The sequence below is a fragment of the Alteribacter keqinensis genome (assembly GCF_003710255.1).
GTDB classification, from domain to species: Bacteria; Bacillota; Bacilli; order Bacillales; family Salisediminibacteriaceae; genus Alteribacter; species Alteribacter keqinensis.
The window spans coordinates 49,846-69,871 of sequence record NZ_RHIB01000004.1 but is presented as its reverse complement, the minus strand read 5'-3'; the positions used below and the strand labels follow the sequence as shown (position 1 = coordinate 69,871).

Genomic DNA, 20,026 nt, shown 5'->3' with positions numbered 1-20,026 from the left:
AATAAACGACAACGGAAAAACCCCGTATTTACATACGAGGTTTTAGACTGTATTAATAGAGAGAATGCTTTCATTACATGTTAGGAACAAAATTTAATAGAGCAGCCGTTTTTCCACCTTTGCCCTATAATCTTCTTCTACAGCATCGGTCATATAGGACTTCTCCATCCTCTTTAAAAATGCTGCTACTTGAGGGTAGCTAAATTCCAGTGCTTTAGCCCAAGTTTCATACTTAGCCGCCAATATTCTCTCGTCGTCACCACCATTCTTTCTCCAATGAGCACCGCGAGAATTATACATACCTGTCATCAATCCTCTAGATATCCTATCGTTTAAAATATTATTGAGAGCTATACGAACTGGTTGACACGGCCAAATACCATCTTCACCTATCGGAGCTTTCGAAAACAAATTACCGATACAAACATCACATATGTCTTTCCTAGAGAGCTCTAATGACAATTGCCTAACTTTTTTTACCCACTTTATAATCAGTTCAGAATCTAATTCACCTTCACTATTATGCCCAGGAATAAATGATAATTTGTCAAGAAGTTGAAATGCTGCGTTTGCAAGTTGTTCCTTTACATGCTGATTTTTTGGACGAAATTCTATTGGATCTTCATTTCCATCATCTCTTTTATACGCCATCACTATTGCTTGAACAAAAAGTTCAGGATTATCTTCCAAGTGCTTTTCGAGATTAGGGATTGTGTCTTCTTCTCTCGAGAATGCATCAATAAATTGAAACTCCAATTCCGCCATCTTATCAACAGTAATTTCCCCGCTGTCTGTTAAGCATTTTAAAGCCTTGACTACATGGTAACTGTCTAACATGTAATTTCCTTCTGGCTCACTTTGAATGGATGCTATTGCCGAAACCAGTCTGAATAAAAGTTTAGGTGGGATTGCTTTAAGATTGTACTGAATATTTTTAAAAGCAGCTCTAGGTCGATCCACTCTGATAAGTTGGTCAATAGCATAATGTATTTCTTCTTGATCTGCATGTCCGAGCCATTGTGGGGTTATCTTTTTCCAGTACTCCACCTGAACTGTGGCCTCAAGATCCTCAACAATCTCCCAAACATTTTTCACGAATGGTGCTTGTATTAACAGGGAAACAGCATTACTAGGTTTACGTTTATTAATAATCTGTGAAAGGAGCCCTACCTTACCCTGACTCACTATTCCCCGGAATATTCCTGAAACAACAGATTTACAAATTGGCGAATCTTCAAAAGAGCATACACTTAAGATCTCATCAACAAGTTTTCTTATCTCTTGTTGATCCGTAATCATGTCGGTTAGGAGCTCTCCAATAATCCTTGCACATTCACCACGGCCCGCAATTTCGAGTATACCTTGTAAGCCTAGTTCAGATTTTATTGCTGTGAGAGCTTCTAGTCTTAAGGTTTCAATCCTTCTAGAACGTCCTTCATAGTCAAGATTATCGTCAAAGAGTTCAATAAAAGATTCATCAACCCAAAGATTTTTAAACAGCCACTCGTGTCGCAAAATGATATTATTCGGCTCCAAATTATTAAATATTATTGTAGCTCTCTCATCATCCCCCCCCTTCACATTATTCAAACTAGATTGATGTACGAGTACACTCGTTCTAACTTTCTCACGCAGGATTGATTTTTCGGATTCACTTGCAGTCGCACCCCAATTTTCAATAATATCCCAAATGCATTCTTGGGATTTCTTAGGGATATTTCTCATGCAGGAAACAAGATCACAAAGCATGTTAACTGTGTACTTTTCCCAATTTAACGCAAATTCAAGTGCTACCTTAGAAAAACCGTAACGTTCATTGCCTCCCACCGGCTCTCCTGCGCCATGAGCTTCTGAACGCCATCGAGGTTTGTAGCTAAAAGATCCGATTTTAGATTGACCATTGAACTGTTCAAGACACAGAGACCACGAAATTTCAGGATATTCTCTAACTAAATATTCAAATGCAGAGATTCGTTCTTCAAATGATGCTGCAGTTTGTGGCATCCAGCATCGAAATATCGACTTTAGAGTTTCTCCTGGTTTGTTAACCCAATTATCCTCTATTTCTCTCTTAGAAAGCTCAGCCAGAATTTTAACCACTCTCATAAGATACTCTGGTGACCACGCTAAACTCTCCAAAGCCCAAAGTAAGCCAGTTCTTGGATTTCGCCCAAATATTCCTGAATCTACAGGTCTCATAAGATCAAGTGATTGAGGTGCATCAGCGCTTAAATCATCTTCTAGAATCTGTAGGAACATCTCAGGGGCAGCTTCTGCGTACAAGGGTAAATCCTCTGATTGAGCCTCCAACTTGCGGGTTGTTAGAGGACTTAAAAGAGACCTAACCAACATTTCAATCTTAGAACTAATGTGATTCCCCGTTCTTTCTAGGAAAAGCGAATTACCGTGAACTGCAAGAAGAACTAGTGTTTCACTTATTCCTTTTCTCAGTGTAGAGGATATTTCTCTCGTTTTTCCGTATATATTAGCAGCCCATCTTTTATTTTCCGGAAGATCCAATGATGGATCATCCTCGGAAAGAACTAAATATGCAACATGTAGAAACCGTTCGATATCCCCACTTGATATTCTTCTGTTTATGGCATACAAAGCATCCATCTTTGAAACTAATCCTCGCATATGCCCAATTGACCAAACCGGACTATTATTTGACGAGATTAGATCAACAAATTGATCTTCCAGATTTTCGTATTCTACGTCACTTGCTAGAAGAGAAAGAATTAACCTATCTGACTCATTCCTAGTTTCCCAAGCTCCAGCGAAGACAAAGTTTTTGAGAGTAGTGACTATTTCTTTATCAGACGCCCACTCGGGAGTACGAATTGCCTCGAGATTAGAAAGGCGACGTCTCAAGACAGTGAGTGATCTACCCGATTCATGACTTAACCTCATAATTTGATCACGATTGTATCCCATTGTTTCTAAACCATTGCTAAAGTGTTCATAAATTAGCGGCTCAAGAGTAACATCTACTTCTGCATTCGTCGCCCCTCGTGGATATAGAATAATTGAACGCAGATTTTTTTTAAGTGGGGCTAACTCATGTTCTACTTCCCGGTTTGTTATTACAGCAATGAAATCTGAAGGTTTTGCTGCTAGCTTAGATAATACTCCGGGTTTAGTGAACACCGCTATTCTGTCACGAAACCTTGTCAGGTCAAGATCATTGCATGAAAACAGACTATATACATACGCTAAAGCCTCGTCATTTGAATCACTTGCAATCGTTATCGGTTCCCATATAGTTAGCTTCTCCAAAACAATATTCTTTGATTTTTCTACAATAGGATCAAAAAAATTCTGGGAGAGCTGTGGATCTGTGTCCACAACCCACCGCCTCCAACACTCATCCAGTGATATTACGCCTTCAGCTGAAACCCCCATTTCATTAGCAAGCCATGCCTGTCCCGGAATCGATTGTTCAACCCATTGTTCCAAATCACTTGAGTCAAAAACTAACACTTCTTTCCACTTATTTTCCTCTTGTCTCTCTTTCCTCCACTTATCTTTACCATGCCATCGGATAGGTGTTACAAAAACGAATGTTGTTTCTAAACGCACAGCGAGTGTGTTTTGTTCAACACTCTTATTAAAATCTTTATCCGCTTTCTTCTTTGGTTCCTTATTAGTTCCAAACTCCCAACCTGACAGGCCAGCAGGAATCCAAGGCGTTCCTTCCTCAGTTTCTAGGAATCCGTCCCATCCAGGACGCTCAGCATCATCATTCCCAGGAAAATCTATACTCTTAATTTTTAACCCAGTTGAATTTATAAGGGTACGAAGAAACACCGCAAAACGTGTCCTAGCTTTGATATTTGAAGCCCATTCTTCAATATCATTTGCTTTAAATTGCATAAAAGGTGGTACATAGGCTCTTGTAGAAGCCGTGATTCCTTTCTCTTTCGAACTCTTAGTCTTATATTCTGCTTGCATATCCAGTAAATCACGTGCACTAATCCCAAACGCTCTTTCCATACGCGCTGCCATATCAGCTGAAAGTGAGGCACGATTATTGAGAAGGTTTGAGAGTGCAGGCCGCCCTACTCCAAGTATCTCTGCTGCTGCCTTTACAGACATGTTTTTAGGAATAACAGTTTCTTTAATATAGGAACCAATTGAAGTTCCAATATCAACCCTTTTATCCATATACCTAACCTCCTTTGGTTAATTTATCCAATTCTAGTATATAAATCGATTATACTGTATCGTGTATCGCAACACAATACAGTTTTTTTGAATAAAGGCCACTTATTTTTATGGCTCCACAAATTAGCAACTCATACTAAGAATATTTACAATACATCCACCTAAAATTTTTCCATTTTCTGATTTGCTCCTGAGTCCTCTTCTCTTTCAGGTACATTAAAATTATAAGAAGTCTAAAATACACCGTTTGATGCATGTTTTTTGGTTTAATAAGAGGGATGACATTATTCAACCAACCTTCGTCCAAGATACCTAACCTACGACAGACTTTTTGTATCTTCCAGTCTAATTCCGACACTCGATCCCCTGAGATTTGCGTACGGCGGTACGCTAAGTCATGACATGTTCTACATAAGAATTCTTCGTGCCTAAAGTAAAGCTTCCCTTTTCTGTCTTCACACCCTGGACATACAAACCACGGCCTCTTACCTCCGAAATTACAATCAGTCCAGTCAATACCAAGCACTTGGTTCTGTGATTCACCATCTTTATCTATACGCATTGGCAGTTCTCTTGTATTTGGGTCAATAATGTTCTTCACTTGATCGATCTTTAAGGACTTACATTGTTCCACAGTGATTTTAGGTTCCTTTAAGCGAGCACCATAAATACCAGATCCAGATCCACCCATCCACGATTCCACCTTTTTTTACCTAAATCATTAGGGAAGTTTGTCGTTGCAAAGACAACTTATTCTCTTTCTGTACTACATTGACTACATTAGGATCAAACACCTGTATCCACTATCGAATGAGCGTTCCAGCACGTTTACTACATCATGCTACATTTCCTACTTCAGCTCATTGTAGTAAGTGTAGGAAGGAGTAGGAACAAACTTCCTACTCCCTCCGCTCTTTACTATCAATGGCTCGAAACCTTTGTAGTAACTGTAGTACCATTTATAAATCCGGATGTACGTGGATTATGGTTTTCTTTCCTTTCTTAGCCAACTGGATAAATCCCCTTCTTTCGAGGTTCTGTAGAGTATGTTTGAACTCATCTGATTTTTTGAACCTTTTGTTCGTTAAGACTTGAATAGTTCGATAATCCACCACTTGCCGGTTCTGCTCTTTTATTTTCTTTAACAAGTATCTCGCATCTGCATCGCTTTCGCTTACACCCATGACCCCATGTGCTTTTTTAGCATGCTGAATGAAATAACCTCTTAATGCATCTGCTCTTTTCAAGGTATCAATCCTAAGATCTGGAGGAATGGCGCCACCAACGTGTTCAGCAACATGTAAAAGTCCGGCTACCCTAATGATCTGACCAGCCAACTTACCTATCCATCCCTTAAAGCCTTCAGGCAGTTCATCCTCTCTAAGCATCTTTTCAATTTCAGTACGCATATGTACCTCATAACTTTTCGCTTCCTTATCCAGAGTTAAATGCACCGGAGTGTTGCCTCCTAATTGCAGCAGCTTGTTTATATGGATATCAAAATTCGTTTTATCGGTTTCAAGCATCCCTTTAGGCTCTATCTCTCTGTAGCCTACTTTCGATACCGGAAATGAATATAAAAATCGTTGAGTTAAGCCCCTGTCTTGAAAAGTCGAAGGAATCTCTTTTACCACAGAAGGCTGAACAAACAATCCGATCGTCAGCGTTGGGTCGTGCAGTTTTATAGGCTCTCTTCCAATCCGATCGATCGACACGTTGTCAGCTGAATGACCTTTTAAATAAATGTCAAGATTAGATGACTTTGCATAGCGCCCCGCCATCATTTGAAATACTTCCGCCCCTTCTGCGGATAAGATTGATATCTTTTCATTATTTTTGGCCATTAAGTCAGCCAGCTTCTCGGGGGTTGAGTCAGCGGTGATAAATGAAGGCAAAGTGACTATTGGCGCTGTTTCAATTTCTTCTCGAACTGAAAAGATTTCATCCATTATCTGTGGGTCGTTGCTCCTTGCATAGTCCTTTTCAAGCTTTTCAATTCGTTTCTGTTTCGCCTGGAACCACTGTTGCTGTTTAGCTACCTCCGATTTCAGTAGTTGTGTTTGCTCTCGCTCATACTCCATCACAGGCTGGATAAAGCTTTTTAGGACAGATGATTTACGATTAGCCGACCCCAATGCCATTACAGTATATGTGTTTAACGTCTCTATCCATCCATCGACGATTTTGACCTCATACTTTCTTGCCAGTATCGTTGATAGTATTGAAATTGCAGCTATTCCAGAAGCATCTTTCGGGGTTTGTGTGGATTCTGCTACCCCTTCTACAAAGTTCCCTAGCCATTCCGGGAATATTGCTGTATTGAATTCAGGAAGCTTATAATCATCAAAGCCTATTGGTTCCCCCCATTCAATGAGGGAACCATTATCATCTGCTAATTCTTTCAGAGCATTTACATAGTTCATTCACTCCCCTCCTTTTGTCGTCTCTTGAATTCCAGCTTGGCTACAGAGTTGAGCACTCGTTCCAATTCAATCGCTTTTAAGGGCGGGTTTACTCTTGCTTCATTCCAAAGGTGCATTATATCGGGAACTAGGATCGGATCTATATTTCTGAACAGATATCCTGATAATGATGCTGCCGCGATGTTCCGTTGCCCTTCACGCACACCACTAAGTAAATCTGACCAGTAAGAGGAAGGCTTTCTCTTTGTTCGTTTTCCTTCAGGTTCGATTATTATATCCAGTAACCATCCCGGGGCTTGGGCTATTGGAGTCTGGTGCGGTTTGCCACTTACCTCCCAGGTATACTTTTTACCACTGTTATGCTTAGAAGGCGGGACGACGATATAGCCGCCATCCCCCCTGATATCAATCCCCGGTAGTATATTTGTTTTGTTACGGATTCCGTATTGATGCTGGAACAGATAATGGTAGCCATTACCTCCTGTTTTAGCCTTAACAGTGCGAGGCATCTTTCCATAGGAATTTGTCAGTTCAGCTAGGGACTCCATTCCTCCGTGCTTCGAATCTATGTCTAAGACGAAGAATCCACTCTGGCCTCCTGTAGCAATACCTATATTTGATTGCGTTACTCCTGAGAACATGTTAATGATTTTATCTGTTTGGGCTGTAGCTGCCTTAACACCATTGAGGGTCTTCGGGTGCTTTCCAGGGCTTGTACATGCTTTATTGCATGTACAACGCCCATCTTCAATTGAGTGAACAGGGAAAACAGCCCAGTTAAGCAGATTTGCGTACCCTAGCGCCGCTCTTAGTGTAGGTTCTTCCTCTGACGAACAGATGACAATGGAGGAACAATCGTAATCAACCATGCTGACCCCCCACCTCCCCTTTCATCCAGTTTTTTATATCAGACCGCTTCAGCCTTATAACCTGGCCTCGTCTGAAATAAGGTATTTCATTACCAGCAATCATATCCCTCACGACAGGAACACTCACCTTTAGGTATGTAGCTGTTTCCTTGATCGTCATAACCTCGCTAGCATCGTATTCCTCTTTTATTTCAAGGAATACTTCCTTTAAAACGCCTTTCAGATCATCTCGATGCACTAAACAGGTGTGTTCCGGTAATTCGATTCTGACGCTCATATCTTCCTGTCACCTCCCTTCGTTAATCGCACAAGCGTGTGATTTGTTCAATTATCCATGCCTTTTGCTCGTGCTCTAGTTCTTTACGCAGTAACCTAGAAAATACGCTCTCGTCGATCTCCATCAACTCAGCTGCTTCCCATTGTTGTAATCCCTTCGATTTGAATAGACGTCTAATTTCTTCATTTGCCTTACTTTTCAATTGATTTTCCCCCTCAGTTTTTTGAAATGAATGAATACTCTGTTGTCTTGTTGTTCTTGTTGTTGTATATTTAATGTACCACTTTTTATTGACCCTTTATATCTATAAAAGGGGTCAAAATATTTAAGAGAGGGAGTACATTACATGGCACCTAAACTTATAGACGATAATAGTACTTGGCCAAAATCGAACTACGAAATTAAAGAAGAGGACGGTATACAGTTTATTGTCCCGATGAGAGGCGCAAAAGAAACCAGATACAATCCATTACTAGATCGCCTTCCTAAAGTAAGACCTGATATAGAAGAAGAAAACCTCCAATATGGTCCACATATTGCCCTTGGTCGAATCAACCCTGAAAAGCACGACGATATACTGGAGTTTGTAAATATGTGGGGACTACTAGGATTGAGTAATACAAAAAAATATACTTCAACCAAAAGTGTATTATCAATCCTCAGTAAAGAAGAAAACGCTTTTCGACTTTTTGAAGAAGGCAAACTCTATCGAAATAATAAAAGACGAAATGGCGAAAAAGACAGAGAGCCCGTCATAATTTTTCAAGCAGCCGTTAGAACATATCAAACACTCATCAATGATATAAACAGATATAAGCGGGATAATCCTCTTTTAAAGTTAGGGGGCGAAGAAAAGAGAAAGGAGTTTCGCAACGCGGTAATCGACAGAGAGGAAAAAGAAAAGGACCACCCAGAAGGTCAGAGGGACTTGATTGAAGCAATGACCATTCATGAATCCCAAGCTTTTTCTACCTACTTACATTTAAACGAAATGCTTGAAGAAGTGCATCCTCAGTCTTTTTTCGACATCGTTAGCAATTCAGACTCACCGGGGTGGGGTTACAATTCGCTGATTGGAGCTATTTATATTAAATTCTTCACCGATAAACACGAAGGTAAAAAATTCAGACGCTGTAAAATGAAAAAATGCAACAAACAGTTTATAACTACCAGACCCAGCAATGAATATTGCTCAGATAATTGCAAGGGATACTATCATTCACAGAAACACAATGAAAAAAAGTGGTTAAAACAATCACTCTTGCATTATGAAGACTACAACAATGAAGATATTGAAGCCATCTTCCACACGTTAATCGAAGAAGGCTATAGCGGGGAGGTGAAAATAATCAAGGAAATCGGTAAGAGGCTGGATTAACCCAGTCTACTAACAAAATTAAAACGAAAAAGGGTGGTAACTATGGCTTCATATCAAAAATACTCTACTAAGAAAGGACAAATGTGGTTATTTAAGACACGGGCAGTCATTGATCCCGCAACAGGTCAACCAAAGCAGACAACACGCAGGGGCTTTAAAACGAAAAAAGAAGCTATAAAAGCTGCAAATCAATTTGAGCAGGAAATAAAAAATGGGCTATCAATTCAAGATGAAAATCTTACTTTCCAGGATGTTTTCGACCAATGGTACGACAATCATTCGAAAACGATCAAGCTCAGTACAAAGAAAAGAATCGAATCGATGTTCAAGATCCATATACTCCCCCGATTCGGAAGGCTGAAAATTAAAGAGATCACTCGCTCTTACTGCCAGAAGATGATTAATGAAATAGCTGAATCAATCGCCTCAGTTAATGACATAAAAATTCAAGCTAATCAGGTATTTAAATACGCAACAAAAATGGACATTATACTAAAGAACCCATTGGAGCACGTGACCGTCCCGAAACAGAAAAAAGAGTTTTTAAACGAACCAGGGAATTCAGAAGATCGAAATTACTGGAAGAAAGATGAGCTAAAGAAATTCCTTTCTATAACTAAGGAGGAGTTATCACTACGGGATCACGTATGCTTTCAACTTCTCATCTATACAGGCGCTAGGAAGGGTGAAGTGCTGGCGCTCACTTGGGATGACATTGACTTTGATGCAAGATCTATAAAGTTATCTAAAACATTGTTCCAATCCGGAGGCAAACACATCTTTCAAACATCAAAAACAAAAGAGTCCAGACGGTTAATAAGCTTAGATCCCCAAACCCTTGAGTTGCTAAAGAAGTTGCGTATTGAGCAGAAAAAAGATAACCTGGCCTTTATGACTGTTAATACCGAAAACATTGTATTCACTCGGGATGATAACTTGCCATTACGGTCTGCTTACCTCAACGAAAAGCTCAATATCCTCATCAAGAAACATAACCTCCATAGAATAACGATCCATGGTCTGAGGCATACTCACGCTTCACTTCTCTTTGAAGCTGGCGCTAGCATCAAAGAGGTCCAAGAGCGATTGGGACATACAAACATTCAAATGACGATGAACATCTACACTCACGTCACCGATTACCTGAAAGAGAAGACCGCAGAAAAATTCCAGCAGTACATTGAGCTATGATCTGCGGTCATATCTGCGGTCAAAAAAACTTTTGTGGTCAAAATGTGGTCAAAAACGATTATCAGAACAAAAAAGACCCCCAACCCAGAAATGGTTGAGAGCCTTTAAAGCCTTGGTAATTAACGCTTAGAGAACTGAGGAGCACGACGAGCTGCTTTAAGACCGTATTTCTTACGCTCTTTCATACGAGCGTCACGAGTCAAGAAGCCAGCACGCTTAAGAGATGTGCGGTACTCAGGATCTGCTTCTAGAAGCGCGCGAGAGATACCGTGACGGATCGCACCCGCTTGTCCTGTGTAGCCACCGCCGTGAACAGTTACGTGAATGTCATACGTACCTTCTGTTTCAGTCTCAGCTAGTGGTTGTTTTACGATAAGTTTTAGAGTTTCAAGGTCGAAGTACTCATCGATGTCACGCTTGTTGATAGTGATTGTGCCATCACCAGGTACTAAACGTACACGTGCAACGGAGTGCTTACGACGACCAGTTCCGTAGTATTGAACCTGTGCCAAAGTGGATAACCTCCTTCTTTATTAACCGCGTAATTCGTAGTTTTCAGGCTGTTGTGCTTGGTGTGGGTGCTCGCTGCCGGCATAAACATGAAGCTTCATGCCTTGCTTACGGCCAAGAGACCCTTTTGGTAGCATTCCTTTAATCGCAAGCTCTAGCATTTTTACCGGTTTGCGATCGCGCATCTCTTGAGCAGTCATGCTCTTAAGTCCGCCTGGGTGCTGAGAGTGACGGTAATACATCTTGTCAGCAAGCTTATTACCAGTCAGGTGAATTTTTTCTGCGTTGATCACGATTACGTGATCTCCAGTGTCGATGTGTGGTGTAAACGTTGGCTTGTGCTTTCCACGAAGAATTGACGCAACTTCAGTTGAAAGACGACCAAGCGTTTTACCTTCCGCGTCTACAACGTACCATTTACGTTCTACTTCGCTAGGCTTTGCCATATATGTCGTACGCATCAGATTATTTCCCTCCTAATACTTCAATACCAAAATCATAACTACATTGTTACAAAACGATTCGTCTGCCCGGGGCTAGTGGGCTTTAGAATACCATAGACCATCTTAACCTATTGAGACAGTGATGTCAATAGAATGTTACACCAGGATTCGTTGTCACGTGAAGTTTTTTTCTTCCAATACCATTTGACCTCTAACAAAGGTAAATTACGCTGCAGGCGGACGCTTTCCTCGGGCATCAATTCAGCCTCCCCGGGAAAACCACCCTGCGGAGTCTTCATTTGATGCTGTTCTTTCAGGAGTCGCCGCCTTTCGCTCCATTTTTCTTTGTTAAAGTGCATTGTTGATTTATTAAGAAATGTTGATTGCAGCGAATGCGCGACTCTCCTGCGGAAGCAACAAGCGGTTACACTACTAATCAGCTGCGAGCTGCTTCACCGCACAAATCTGCGTAACGTTCCTGGTAGAGGAAGAAGCAGACATAAGCCTCCTGGAGGCTCACCGGCGCCGGCGGAAAGGGAGCGAAATGAGCGTAAAATCAACACCTGACTTTAACAGAGCCTTGTCGAAAAACAACTATTTTTACGAAAATACTGTTGGTGTATAAAATAACAATCAACACGAACGAATAGTAACCTCATTTAAATCGGCTTCGCCCTCACGTCCCTTTCTTAAACAGATCGGTATCGTAAAACACATCCCAGAGGTACAGGCCGTGTCCTGGAGCAGTCGGCCCTGCAGCATCCCTGTCCTTGGCTGTGAGAATGTCCTTAACAGAGTCAGGGGGCCTTTTTCCCTGCCCTACTTCTACAAGCGTTCCCGTAAGGATTCTCACCATCTGATAAAGAAAGCCGCTCCCTCTGTAGCGTAGCAGCAGCTCATCCGCCTCTTCCACGATCTCCACCTCTGTAATGGTCCGCACTTTATCCACTACGTCCGTACGAGGTGAACAAAAGCTCGTAAAATCATGGGTACCGAGTAGATGCCCAGCAGCCGCTCTCATGGCTTCCACATCGGTAATCAGCGGAAAGGGCTGATACGTGTAGTTGCGTCTGAAGACGTCTTTCTGGCGTCCTCTGAGGATGCGGTAGCGGTATTCCTTACCGGTTGTATCGTAGCGCACATGAAAGTCGTCAGGGACCGTTGCCACAGCCATTACGGCAACATCCGGCGGCAAGACGGCGTTCAAGGCAATGGGCCAGTTTTCAAGAGCAATACCGAGCTCAGAGTCAAACTGGATCATCTGCCCTTTAGCATGAACCCCTGCATCGGTCCGTCCGGATGCCTTGGATTCTACTACAACGCCTTTATGAAGTTTCTTCAAGCTTTGTTCGAATGCAGTCTGAACCGTCCGGCCGTTCGCCTGGACCTGGTAGCCGGAAAATGCGGTGCCGTCATAGGCAACGCGACATACATACCGGGTCATCTAATCACCTGCTTTCATGTTTGCCTTTATCCTCTGAGTAAAAATATGACCACGCCGGTTAAAACGGTGATCACCAGCATCAGGGTGTCCGACCTTTTCCAGTGAAGCTGACGGTATTTCGTCCGGTTCGCACTCCCGTCATACCCTCTTGCCTCCATCGCCGTTGCCAGATCCTCAGCCCGTTTAAAGGACTGGATCAAAAGAGGCACCAATAACGGAACGAGGGCTTTTGCCCGTTTCACGAGAGACCCTTCTGAGAATGATGCCCCTCTTGCCATCTGTGCTTTTACGATTTTCTCTGTTTCTCCGAGGAGTGTAGGAATAAACCGCAGGGCGATACTCATGGTCAAAGCCAGTTCGTGAGCTGGAACACCGATTTTTTTCAGAGGACCAAACAGCTTTTCAAGACCGTCGGTTAAATCGATCGGCGTTGTCGTAAGCGTGAGCATAGATGCCAGAATTACAAGCAGCAAAAGCCTCAGGGCAATTAAAGAAGCCTGGGTAAGCGCCCCTTCATGGAGCGTAATCCATCCTCCCTGAAAAAGAACATCCCCTTCCCTGGTCATAAAAAGGTGAAGGATAAAAGTAATAAAAATAATAATAGCAATGATCCTTAATCCTTTTGCAAAAAAACGAAGAGGGATCTGTGCCAGAAGAAACGCTGCCATCACAAAAAATATACCGGGAACAAGAGCTGTGATCCGGTTACCGACAAACAAGACGATCATAAAAACGAAAAGACAGATGAGCTTTGCTCTCGGGTCCATTCTGTGAATGACTGATTCACGGGGAACGTACTGGCCGATAATAATATTATCAAACACTGCCTTCGTCCCCCTTAAGAAACCTGGCAATCTCCAAAGCTGCATCCTCAGGGGTGAACGCTGTTACAGTCAGTGGTGCTCCGGTCCTTTTTGAAAGGTTCATTAACAGACTGGAACTCTTCGGAACACCCAGTCCCCATTGTTTGAGCCGAGCTTCATCGGAGAACACCTCTTCAGGAGATCCTTCAAAAACAAGGGAACCTTTATGCATAACAAAAATATAGTCAGCGTACGTTGCCGCATCTTCCATATGATGAGTAACAAGAACATAGGATCGTTCTTGTTTTTCCTTCTGCCAGTCAGAAAACAGCTCCATCATGTTTATCCGTCCCTGGGGGTCAAGTCCCGCTGTGGGCTCATCAAGGATGAGCACGTCCGGGTTACTAGCAAGGACTCCGGCAATCGCAACCCTGCGCATCTGACCCCCGCTTAAGTCGAAAGGAGATTTTTGATAGAGCTCTTTATCATGGAGCCCAACCTTACCAAGGGCTTCACAGGCAAGACGGAACGCTTCTTCACGTGAATAGCCGAAATTAAGGGGACCGAATGCCACGTCTTTCTCCACTGTTTCATCAAAAAGCTGGTGTTCCGGAAATTGGAACACCATGCCCACCTGCTGTCTCAGTTTCGCCAGCGTCTTTTGTTTAGTCCCGGGACGGATTTCCACCTCCCCGGCTGTCAAGCTCCCTTCAGAAGGAACAAGGAGACCGTTGATATGCTGGACCAGGGTTGACTTCCCCGATCCTGTATGGCCCACAATTGCCACTCTTGAGCCCTCTTTAAGCTCAAGGTTTACACCCCGGAGTGCTCTCTTTTCAAACGGGGTGTTTTTCATATACGTAAAGCCTAGGTCTTGCGCTTTAATGTGCATATCGCATCCACCATCTCTTTTTCTGTACGTATGCTTTTAGAAAGAACAACACCTTGACTTTCCAGTTCGTGGCGCAACTGAATAATAAAAGGTACATCAAGTCCTGCTTCTTGCAATAATGCTGTTTGTTCGAATATGGTTAATGGCGCTCCATCAGCAATAATCCTGCCTTGATTCATTACCGCGACACGATCAGCAGACATAGCCTCATCAAGGTCATGTGTAATACTGATAATCGTCATCTTCCCGTCTTGTCTGAGTTCATGCAAAAGGCTGTGAATCTCTGAGCGCCCTTCTGGATCAAGCATGGAAGTTGCTTCATCAAGGACGATGACATCAGGCTGCAGTGCCATGGCACCAGCGATTGCAACACGCTGTTTCTGGCCTCCTGACAGCTTATGAGGCTCAGCATTTTCGAGCCCTTCAAGTCCTGCTTTTTTTATATGAGCCATTACTCTTTGTTTCATTTCCCGAGGTTCTACACCGCTGTTCTCCAGAGCAAATGCCACATCATCCTGAACGGTTGGTGCTACCAGCTGGTTGTCCGGGTTTTGAAAAACCATCCCCAGCTTTTTCCGGATCATTGTGATATGACTGTCATTTCCTGTTGTCCATTCTCCAATTGATACGACTCCCTGGTCTGGGATGAGAAGGCCGTTCAGCATTTTTGCCAACGTTGATTTGCCGGATCCGTTGTGGCCTGTTACAGCCAGCCACTGTCCACGGGGTACAGTAAGGCTCACATCGTCAAGGACCGCAGCATCGTCTTCACGATATCGAAAAGTCAGGTTTTCAACCTTGATGTGATAATCTGATTTATCCATGGTACCGGCTTCCTCTCTTTCTATCTCTGGAGTGCATCATGTTGTCTTCTTGCTTTGGATAACAACCCGGCATGAGTAATGCCAGGAATCCGATCTTGACAAACCTATCTTTGATAAGAGCAGGCCCTTGTGTTTACAAGAGGGTGCCCCTTGTAAACACTGCCTTACTCAAACTGTTTCTGCGAACAGCTTCTACAAAAAAAGGGCATAGAAACAGAACCTGTCGAATGCCAGATTCTGAGTCTCGCCCTTTACAACAATCACTTATACAAGTTCGATGATTGCCATTTCTGCGCCATCCCCACGGCGAGGTCCTAGCTTGTGTACACGAGTATATCCGCCTTGACGGTCCTCATAACGTGTTGCGATATCATCAAATAGCTTTTGAACAGCAGTAGTACCGCTTTCTTCGTCAGCTACTTCATTGCGAACAAATGCAGCTGCCTGGCGACGTGCGTGAAGATCACCACGTTTTCCAAGAGTAATCATTTGCTCTACGATTGAACGAAGCTCCTTTGCTTTTGGCTCAGTAGTTTCGATTCGCTCGTTGATAATTAAGTCAGTAGTCAAGTCGCGGAACAACGCCTTACGCGCTGAGCTGTCACGACCTAATTTTCTGTATCCCATGTGAGTCCCTCCTTCTCTAAAGGTTGTCCGTATCTAATAGAAGAGGAAGTTGCTGCGAAAAAGAAGTCTTTCGGAGACTATTCTTCGTTGCGCAAGCCAAGGCCTAATTCGCCCAGCTTTTCCTGAACTTCTTCTAACGATTTGCGTCCTAGGTTACGGACTTTCATCATATCTTCTTCTGATTTTTGTGTTAGCTCCTGAACAGTGTTGATTCCGGCACGCTTCAGACAGTTGTATGAACGTACAGAGAGATCAAGCTCTTCAATCGTCATCTCAAGCACTTTTTCCTTCTGGTCTTCTTCTTTCTCGACCATAATTTCGGCGTTTTGTGCCTGATCTGTTAAACCGACAAAGATATTCAGGTGCTCCGTTAAGATTTTAGCTCCAAGGGAAACTGCTTCCTCCGGGCGAATGCTGCCGTCTGTCCACACATCCATTGTCAGTTTATCATAGTTGGTAATCTGACCGACACGCGTGTTCTCCACTTGGAAGTTCACACGTGAAACAGGTGTATAGATAGAGTCGATCGGAATGACACCGATTGGCAGTTCGCTTGTGTTAATTCCTTCAGCAGGAACATAACCGCGACCGGTGTTTGCTGTTAACTTAAGGTGGAAATTCGCACCTTTGGACAGCGTTGCGATGTGAAGATCAGGGTTTAAAACCTCCACGTCACTATCGTGCATCAAGTCAGCAGCCGTAACGACTCCTTCCCCTTGTGCTTCTACTTCCAATGTTTTTTCTTCATCAGAGTAGATCTTAAGAGCAAGCTTCTTCAAATTCAGAACGATTTCAGTTACATCTTCAGATACGCCTTCAATCGTTGAAAACTCATGAAGAACGGTATCAAATTGTACACTGGTTACCGCTGAACCTGGCAGAGAGGATAAAAGAATCCGGCGCAGAGAGTTTCCGAGCGTTGTTCCATATCCACGTTCCAACGGTTCTACAACAAATTTGCCGTAAGATGCGTCATCACTAAGTTCAACCGGTTCAATCTTTGGCTTTTCGATTTCGATCATTACACAAACCCTCCTTCAAAACGTCGAAACCCCGGACGACCGGATCAGGTCTTCCGGAATCCCTCAATGGGCACATTCCGATCTGCAATGAATCGTCAATATTCCCAAAAGAGTCTTCTTTTATTCATGACTCTTAACCATTATTGACACGGGTATGAAATTACATACCCTGAATTGTCATTATACTCGACGACGTTTTGGTGGACGGCATCCGTTGTGAGGTACTGGAGTAACGTCTTTGATCATGTTAACTTCCAGACCGGTAGCTTGAAGGGAACGAATAGCTGCTTCACGTCCGGCACCAGGGCCTTTAACGGAAACCTCTACACTCTTCATGCCGTGCTCCATCGCCGCTTTTGCAGCAGTTTCAGCAGCAGTCTGCGCTGCGAAAGGAGTCGATTTACGTGAACCTTTAAAGCCTAATGCACCAGCACTGGCCCAAGAGATTGCGTTTCCGCGAGGGTCTGTGATCGTTACGATCGTGTTGTTAAACGTTGAACGGATGTGTGCAATTCCAGATTCAATATTTTTACGTTGACGACGCTTTGAACGAGTCGTTTTCGGTTTAGCCATAACAGTACATTACCTCCTTTACTTCTTCTTGTTCGCTACAGTACGGCGAGGTCCTTTACGCGTACGTGCGTTGTTTTTCGTTTTCTGACCACGGACTGGTAAACCACGACGGTGGCGGATACCACGGTATGAACCGATTTCGATCAGACGTTTGATGTTAAGGGAAACCTCACGACGAAGGTCACCTTCTACTTTAATGCTATCTACTACTTCACGGATACGGCCAAGCTCGTCTTCAGTAAGATCGCGTACGCGAGTGTCCTGAGATACTCCAGCTTCTTCAAGAACTTTAGCAGCTCTTGTTTGTCCGATACCGTAAACGTAAGTCAAAGATACGACAATTCGCTTATCACGAGGAATGTCGACTCCAGCAATACGTGCCATTTACGTTACACCTCCTGTTGGATTAACCTTGTTTTTGTTTGTGTTTTGGGTTTTCGCAGATTACCATGACGGTACCTTTTCGGCGAATAACTTTGCATTTTTCACACATTGGCTTTACAGATGGTCTTACCTTCATGCTCTTTACCTCCTTGTGATACGGAGTGCGGTTTCGCTTTCCATCAGCTTATTTATAACGATACGTGATGCGACCACGTGTTAAATCATAGGGAGACAATTCAACGGTCACTTTATCTCCAGGTAAAATACGGATGAAGTGCATACGGATTTTACCGGATACGTGGGCAAGAATTTTGTGTCCATTCTCTAGTTCAACACGAAACATCGCGTTTGGAAGCGGCTCGATGACCGTTCCTTCAACTTCGATTACATCTTCTTTGGCCATGAATTTACTCTCCTTCCTTCAGTAAATTGTCATTCATATATGATGAAATTGCAAATCGCAACTTTGCATTGGTGACACGGCCCGTATCGACAATGCTATTTTTTACTTCAGGAGAAACAAGGTCCATTCGCTCAATGTGCTGAATGTTCTTCTTCTTTGCACGGTCTACCTTACGTTTATCCCCGTCGGCGATCCGTACAAAACGTGAATCCAGAACTTCTATGACACAGGCGTACTGATCTTTGTCTCTTCCCTTTATAATTCTCACAAGCTCACCGAGCTGCGGAACAGATTCAGGATCTTTCATCTAGTGACCGACCACCTTCACTTTACTAGGCTTTTGTCAAAATTTCATATCCTGTTTCAACAATAGCAATTGTGTGTTCGAAATGGGCACATCGTTTTCCATCAGCTGTGACCACTGTCCAGTTATCCGAAAGTGTCTTTACATGTCTCGAGCCTGCATTAATCATCGGCTCAATTGCAAGTACCATTCCCGGTTTAAGACGAGGGCCTTTCCCTGGTGGACCGAAGTGCGGGATCTGCGGATCTTCGTGAAGGTCCTGACCGACTCCGTGACCGACATATTCCCTGACAACAGAAAATCCATGAGATTCAGCGTACGTTTGGATAGCATGTGAGATGTTGGACAATCGCTCTTTCGGCTTTGCTTCTTCCAGACCTTTAAAGAGGGAAGCCTCTGTAACGTCAAGAAGTTTTTGATCCTTTTCAGAGATCGAACCGACAGGGTAAGTCCAGGCAGAATCTCCATGGTACCCGTTGTACTTGGCTCCAATATCAATGCTGATAATGTCACCGTCGTTCAATACGCGGTTGCCTGGAATGCCGTGTACCAACTCTTCATTTACTGAAGCACAGATGCTTCCAGTAAATCCATTATAGCCTTTAAAAGATGGAACCGCATCATGTTGACGAATAAACTTGTCTGCGATGTTATCCAATTCCTTCGTTGTGATACCAGGCTGGATGTGTTTTTTAAGTTCTTGATGTGTTAAAGCAACAATCTTTCCGGCAACACGCATGATTTCAAGCTCTCGCTCGGTCTTGCCTATAATCATCGATTGCTTCCTTTCAACAATACATCGAGGTCTTCAAAGACGTTTTGAATATCCTGTTTACCATCGACATTGCGAAGGTAACCTTTATTCTCGTAGAAGTCGATAAGCGGCTGTGTCTGTTCGAGGTTCACCTGCAGGCGCTTCTCGACAGTCTCAGGTTTATCATCTTCTCGTTGAATCAATTCGCTGCCATCTTTGTCACATTTGCCGGCTTCCTTTGGAGGATTGAAGATCTCATGGTAAGTGGTGCCGCAAGTCGGGCATACCCATCTGCCAGTAAGACGCTTGAACAAATCCTCTTCAGGAACCTTAATGTAAACAACATGGTCAAGTTGACGATCGAGTTCAGCGAGAATTTCTTCTAATGCTTCAGCTTGTGCAACTGTTCTAGGAAAACCGTCGAGTAAGAAGCCTTTCTTACAGTCGTCTTTAGCAAGACGCTCTTTGACGATCCCTACAGTAACTTCGTCCGGAACAAGGTTTCCGGCATCCATAAAGGATTTTGCTTTCAACCCGAGCTCCGTTCCACCTTTAATTGCTGCGCGGAACATATCTCCGGTTGAAATGTGCGGAACACCGTATTTTTCAACGATCTTGTCAGCTTGAGTACCTTTACCCGCACCCGGAAGACCCATTAAGATTAAATTCATCGATTATCCCTCCATCGTTCTTCATTCACGATCGAAGGCAAAGGGAGAAACTTTATCCGAAACTCCC

The 20,026-nt window shown here is 43.2% G+C and carries 23 protein-coding genes; 2 read left to right on the top strand and 21 right to left on the bottom strand.

What is annotated here, in order from left to right:
* Positions 1 to 93: 93 nt before the first annotated feature.
* The 6 genes from EBO34_RS18955 to EBO34_RS18930 form a co-directional block, all read right to left on the bottom strand.
* Positions 94 to 4,167 carry a HigA family addiction module antitoxin gene (locus EBO34_RS18955; RefSeq protein ID WP_122901584.1) on the bottom strand — a complete coding sequence of 1,358 codons (4,074 nt, stop codon included), beginning with the start codon at positions 4,165 to 4,167 and terminating at the stop codon, positions 94 to 96.
* 136 nt (positions 4,168 to 4,303) lie between these two features.
* A complete protein-coding gene (locus EBO34_RS18950; protein ID WP_122901582.1) occupies positions 4,304 to 4,858 on the bottom strand; it encodes a hypothetical protein in 555 nt (184 codons plus the stop codon).
* A 268-nt stretch (positions 4,859 to 5,126) separates the two neighbouring features.
* On the bottom strand, positions 5,127 to 6,590 hold the full coding sequence (locus EBO34_RS18945; RefSeq protein ID WP_122901580.1) for a YfjI family protein: 1,464 nt from the start codon (positions 6,588 to 6,590) through the stop codon (positions 5,127 to 5,129).
* Positions 6,587 to 7,459 carry a bifunctional DNA primase/polymerase gene (locus EBO34_RS18940; RefSeq protein WP_122901578.1) on the bottom strand — a complete coding sequence of 291 codons (873 nt, stop codon included), beginning with the start codon at positions 7,457 to 7,459 and terminating at the stop codon, positions 6,587 to 6,589. Before EBO34_RS18940 ends, EBO34_RS18945 begins: the two co-directional genes overlap by 4 nt.
* The gene (locus tag EBO34_RS18935; RefSeq protein ID WP_122901576.1) at positions 7,452 to 7,736 is read right to left on the bottom strand and encodes a helix-turn-helix domain-containing protein; all 285 of its coding nucleotides are present in this window, start codon (positions 7,734 to 7,736) and stop codon (positions 7,452 to 7,454) included. The genes EBO34_RS18940 and EBO34_RS18935 overlap by 8 nt, the downstream gene beginning before the upstream one ends.
* Before the next feature lie 22 nt (positions 7,737 to 7,758).
* Positions 7,759 to 7,938 carry an XRE family transcriptional regulator gene (locus tag EBO34_RS18930; protein WP_183163961.1) on the bottom strand — a complete coding sequence of 60 codons (180 nt, stop codon included), beginning with the start codon at positions 7,936 to 7,938 and terminating at the stop codon, positions 7,759 to 7,761.
* Positions 7,939 to 8,082: 144 nt separating this feature from the next.
* On the opposite strand from EBO34_RS18930, the gene EBO34_RS18925 reads away from it, so the two are divergent.
* Positions 8,083 to 9,114, top strand: coding sequence for a hypothetical protein (locus tag EBO34_RS18925; protein WP_122901572.1), 1,032 nt, complete (start codon positions 8,083 to 8,085; stop codon positions 9,112 to 9,114).
* 42 nt (positions 9,115 to 9,156) lie between these two features.
* Complete coding sequence (locus tag EBO34_RS18920) at positions 9,157 to 10,305, top strand: tyrosine-type recombinase/integrase (protein ID WP_122901570.1); 1,149 nt, start codon at positions 9,157 to 9,159, stop codon at positions 10,303 to 10,305.
* 119 nt (positions 10,306 to 10,424) lie between these two features.
* On the opposite strand, the gene rpsI is transcribed toward EBO34_RS18920, so the two are convergent.
* From rpsI to EBO34_RS18845, 15 genes are all read right to left on the bottom strand, one after another.
* The gene (gene rpsI / locus EBO34_RS18915; RefSeq protein WP_122901568.1) at positions 10,425 to 10,817 is read right to left on the bottom strand and encodes a 30S ribosomal protein S9; all 393 of its coding nucleotides are present in this window, start codon (positions 10,815 to 10,817) and stop codon (positions 10,425 to 10,427) included.
* Between the two features lie 21 nt (positions 10,818 to 10,838).
* A complete protein-coding gene (rplM, locus tag EBO34_RS18910; protein ID WP_122901566.1) occupies positions 10,839 to 11,276 on the bottom strand; it encodes a 50S ribosomal protein L13 in 438 nt (145 codons plus the stop codon).
* Between the two features lie 658 nt (positions 11,277 to 11,934).
* Positions 11,935 to 12,702, bottom strand: coding sequence for a tRNA pseudouridine(38-40) synthase TruA (truA, locus tag EBO34_RS18905; RefSeq protein WP_122901564.1), 768 nt, complete (start codon positions 12,700 to 12,702; stop codon positions 11,935 to 11,937).
* A gap of 26 nt (positions 12,703 to 12,728) precedes the next feature.
* On the bottom strand, positions 12,729 to 13,526 hold the full coding sequence (locus tag EBO34_RS18900) for an energy-coupling factor transporter transmembrane component T family protein (protein ID WP_122901562.1): 798 nt from the start codon (positions 13,524 to 13,526) through the stop codon (positions 12,729 to 12,731).
* Positions 13,519 to 14,397 (bottom strand): energy-coupling factor transporter ATPase, encoded by an 879-nt coding sequence (locus tag EBO34_RS18895; RefSeq protein WP_122901560.1) that lies wholly within the window; start codon positions 14,395 to 14,397, stop codon positions 13,519 to 13,521. Before EBO34_RS18895 ends, EBO34_RS18900 begins: the two co-directional genes overlap by 8 nt.
* On the bottom strand, positions 14,373 to 15,221 hold the full coding sequence (locus EBO34_RS18890) for an energy-coupling factor transporter ATPase (RefSeq protein WP_122901875.1): 849 nt from the start codon (positions 15,219 to 15,221) through the stop codon (positions 14,373 to 14,375). The genes EBO34_RS18895 and EBO34_RS18890 overlap by 25 nt, the downstream gene beginning before the upstream one ends.
* Before the next feature lie 264 nt (positions 15,222 to 15,485).
* Positions 15,486 to 15,848 (bottom strand): 50S ribosomal protein L17, encoded by a 363-nt coding sequence (gene rplQ, locus EBO34_RS18885; protein WP_122901558.1) that lies wholly within the window; start codon positions 15,846 to 15,848, stop codon positions 15,486 to 15,488.
* Between the two features lie 77 nt (positions 15,849 to 15,925).
* Entirely contained in the window at positions 15,926 to 16,870 is a 945-nt protein-coding gene (locus EBO34_RS18880) for a DNA-directed RNA polymerase subunit alpha (RefSeq protein ID WP_122901556.1), read from the bottom strand.
* Positions 16,871 to 17,050: 180 nt separating this feature from the next.
* Positions 17,051 to 17,443 (bottom strand): 30S ribosomal protein S11, encoded by a 393-nt coding sequence (gene rpsK / locus EBO34_RS18875; protein WP_122901554.1) that lies wholly within the window; start codon positions 17,441 to 17,443, stop codon positions 17,051 to 17,053.
* Between the two features lie 18 nt (positions 17,444 to 17,461).
* Positions 17,462 to 17,827: a 30S ribosomal protein S13 gene (gene rpsM, locus EBO34_RS18870; RefSeq protein ID WP_122901552.1), complete on the bottom strand. Its 366-nt coding sequence runs from the start codon at positions 17,825 to 17,827 to the stop codon at positions 17,462 to 17,464.
* A 22-nt stretch (positions 17,828 to 17,849) separates the two neighbouring features.
* Entirely contained in the window at positions 17,850 to 17,963 is a 114-nt protein-coding gene (rpmJ, locus tag EBO34_RS18865; RefSeq protein WP_026688601.1) for a 50S ribosomal protein L36, read from the bottom strand.
* A 48-nt stretch (positions 17,964 to 18,011) separates the two neighbouring features.
* Positions 18,012 to 18,230 carry a translation initiation factor IF-1 gene (gene infA, locus EBO34_RS18860; RefSeq protein ID WP_010896341.1) on the bottom strand — a complete coding sequence of 73 codons (219 nt, stop codon included), beginning with the start codon at positions 18,228 to 18,230 and terminating at the stop codon, positions 18,012 to 18,014.
* 4 nt (positions 18,231 to 18,234) lie between these two features.
* Positions 18,235 to 18,537, bottom strand: coding sequence for a KOW domain-containing RNA-binding protein (locus EBO34_RS18855; RefSeq protein WP_122901550.1), 303 nt, complete (start codon positions 18,535 to 18,537; stop codon positions 18,235 to 18,237).
* 25 nt (positions 18,538 to 18,562) lie between these two features.
* On the bottom strand, positions 18,563 to 19,309 hold the full coding sequence (gene map, locus EBO34_RS18850; RefSeq protein WP_122901548.1) for a type I methionyl aminopeptidase: 747 nt from the start codon (positions 19,307 to 19,309) through the stop codon (positions 18,563 to 18,565).
* Positions 19,306 to 19,959, bottom strand: coding sequence for an adenylate kinase (locus EBO34_RS18845; RefSeq protein ID WP_122901546.1), 654 nt, complete (start codon positions 19,957 to 19,959; stop codon positions 19,306 to 19,308). Before EBO34_RS18845 ends, map begins: the two co-directional genes overlap by 4 nt.
* Between the last annotated feature and the right edge of the window lie 67 nt (positions 19,960 to 20,026).